The organism is Halobacillus sp., from assembly GCF_049282395.1.
Classification (GTDB): Bacteria; Bacillota; Bacilli; order Bacillales; family Halobacillaceae; genus Halobacillus.
Window position 1 is genome coordinate 1 of sequence record NZ_JBAPTY010000208.1, and the last position, 2,731, is coordinate 2,731.

At 42.7% G+C, this 2,731-nt stretch carries 3 protein-coding genes; all 3 read left to right on the forward strand.

All coding sequences use genetic code 11. The features are described 5' to 3' along the window. On the forward strand, positions 1-1,022 hold a 1,022-nt coding region (gene hisC / locus WAM07_RS09345), incomplete at its 5' end, for a histidinol-phosphate transaminase (RefSeq protein ID WP_422166290.1). Then, positions 1,022-2,122 carry a prephenate dehydrogenase gene (locus tag WAM07_RS09350; RefSeq protein WP_422166292.1) on the forward strand — a complete coding sequence of 367 codons (1,101 nt, stop codon included), beginning with the start codon at positions 1,022-1,024 and terminating at the stop codon, positions 2,120-2,122. The genes hisC and WAM07_RS09350, both read left to right, overlap by 1 nt. A 12-nt stretch (positions 2,123-2,134) precedes the next feature. Further along, positions 2,135-2,731 (forward strand): 3-phosphoshikimate 1-carboxyvinyltransferase (locus tag WAM07_RS09355; RefSeq protein WP_422166294.1); only part of this gene is annotated, 597 nt, incomplete at its 3' end.

A 2,731-nucleotide genomic window follows, 5' to 3' on the forward strand; every position in this document is an offset into this window, starting at 1 on the left:
AATACGGGCTTGAACGAATCGTTAAGCTAGCTTCGAACGAAAACCCATTTGGATTTTCTCCTAAGGTGAAACAAGAACTACCTGAGTTAATCACTAACTTAGAAATTTATCCTGATGGATATGCAGCTGCAGTGCGGAGAAAAGTAGCTGAATTTATTAATGTGAATGATAATCAGCTAATTTTTGGAAATGGGTCCGATGAAGTTGTGCAGATTATATGCCGCACGTTTTTAGAGCCGGGAGCTAATACGATTATGGCAGCACCGACTTTTCCTCAATATCGGCATAACGCTTTGATAGAAGGTGCAGAAGTGAGAGAGGTGCCATTAGTAGACGGCCATCATGACCTTGAGGAAATGTTAAGGCAGATCGATTCTCAAACCAGGGTGTTGTGGATTTGTACGCCTAATAATCCTACTGGGGTACATATCGAAAGTGAAAAGCTTAAAGCGGTAATGGATGCATGCCCCGACCACGTTTTAGTCGTTCTAGATGAAGCCTATTATGAGTATTTGGAAACAGATGACTACTTTGATTCTTTAGCTGCCTTGGACAACTATACCAACCTTATTGTACTGCGCACATTTTCAAAAGCTTATGGCTTGGCCGGACTTCGAATCGGATATGGAGTGGGGCACCCAGACGTGATCCGCATGCTGGAACCTTCACGTGAGCCGTTTAATACGACGACCGTTTCTCAGGCCGCTGCCATTCTGGCTTTGGACGATCAGCAATTTTTAAAGATGTCGCTTGAAGAGAATAAGAAAAATAAAAGAGCCCTCATGAAGTTTTGTGATGAGAATGGCTTATCCTACTATGATTCACAAGCCAATTTTCTGCTTATCCATCTTCCGTTCAGCGGGGACGAAATGTTTCAGCATTTGCTCGCAAAAGGTTTTATTGTCCGTTCAGGGGAAGCGTTGGGACTTCCTAATACGATCCGTCTGACGATCGGCCGTTCAGAGGATATGGCCGTGATCCAGGAGGAAATGAAACAGAAACTAGTATCAGGAGTAAAGTAATGAAGCAGACAGTATTAATCGTGGGCTTGGGCCTGATTGGAGGCTCTCTTGCAATGAACGTTTCAAAAAAAGAAAACGTACATGTAATTGGCATTGACCAGGATCCTGAAACGATAAGTATGGCAAAGAAACAGGGAGTTATCCATAGTGACTCACATGATTTTGGTTCTGCCGTGAAACAGGCGGATGTGTGTGTTCTGGCTACTCCTATTTCAATAACCATCCAATATTTAAAACAATTAGAATCCATCGAGCTTTCTAAATCCCTGTTGGTAACGGATGTATCCTCAGTAAAAAACAATGTACTGGAAGCCGCAAATAACTTGAGTCACTCTAAAGTCTCTTTTGTGGGCGGGCACCCAATGGCAGGTTCCCATAAACAGGGATACACGGCTGCTAAACCTCATTTATTTGAAAATGCTATATATGTGCTTACGCCTTCGCTTCACGCATCTGTTCATGAAGCAGAGAGGTTGAAGGAATTGTTCTCCGAAACGGAAGCCAGGTTCTTGACCTTTTCTACTAAAGAGCATGATGAGATGACAGCGGTAATATCTCATTTTCCTCATCTAATTGCTTCTTCACTGGTCCATCAGGCAAAACAATGGCAGGAAACTCATCCGTATATTGAACAACTGGCTGCAGGAGGATTTAAAGATATTACCAGGATTGCTTCTAGCAACCCTAAACTCTGGCAGGATATTTTCTTCCAAAACCGTAATTTGCTAATTTCTATGCTGGATGATTGGATAAAGGAAATGGATAAGGTGAAAAACTTTTTGCAAAATGAAGAGAGTGAACGGACATATAAATATCTCTTAGATGCTAAGCATTACCGCGATGAGCTGCCTGTAAGAGACAGAGGCGCGATCCCCGCTTTTTATGATATTTATGTGGATATTCATGACCAGCCAGGTGCGATCTACCATGTTATAGGTTTATTAGCTGATGAGGAAATTAGTATTAAAAACATTCAGATCCTGGAAATTCGTGAAGGGATTACAGGTGTGCTGCGAATTAGTTTCGCTGCGAGTGATGAGCAATGGAAAAGTAAAAAAGTGCTTGAAGCTCATCAATATGAAGTGATGATACAACAATAAGGGGTGTGTAAGATGTCAGCCATAGAGTTAGGTCCTCCAACTAAAAGTTTGAAAGGTAGTCTCACTGTTCCCGGGGATAAATCTATTTCCCATAGGGCAGTAATATTTTCATCATTGAGCCAAGGCGTTTCCAATATTACAAACTTTTTAACAGGTGAAGATTGCATGCGGACGGTGGAAGCTTTTAGACAGCTTGGTGTTCAAATAGAGCAGTCAGGGGATGAGTTGACTGTATATGGGAAAGGAATTCCACATTTGAAGGAAGCTGAATTACCAGTAAACTTTGGAAACTCAGGCACTACAGCCCGCTTGATGAGCGGAGTTTTAGCTGGCCTTCCGCTATTTACTTCAGCATACGGAGACCCGTCTTTATCTAAGCGACCTATGGATCGTGTAGTCCATCCTTTGCGTGAGATGGGTGCCAGTATTTCTGGGCGTAAGAATGCCTCTGTGCTGCCTCTGGCATTTGAGGGTACTAAATTAAAAGGCACTACGCATCATTTACAAGTAAGGAGCGCACAAGTGAAATCAGCTCTTCTTCTAGCCGGGATGCTTGCTGAAGGAGAAACAACGGTGGTGGAGCTTGGAGTAACTAGAAATCATACCGAG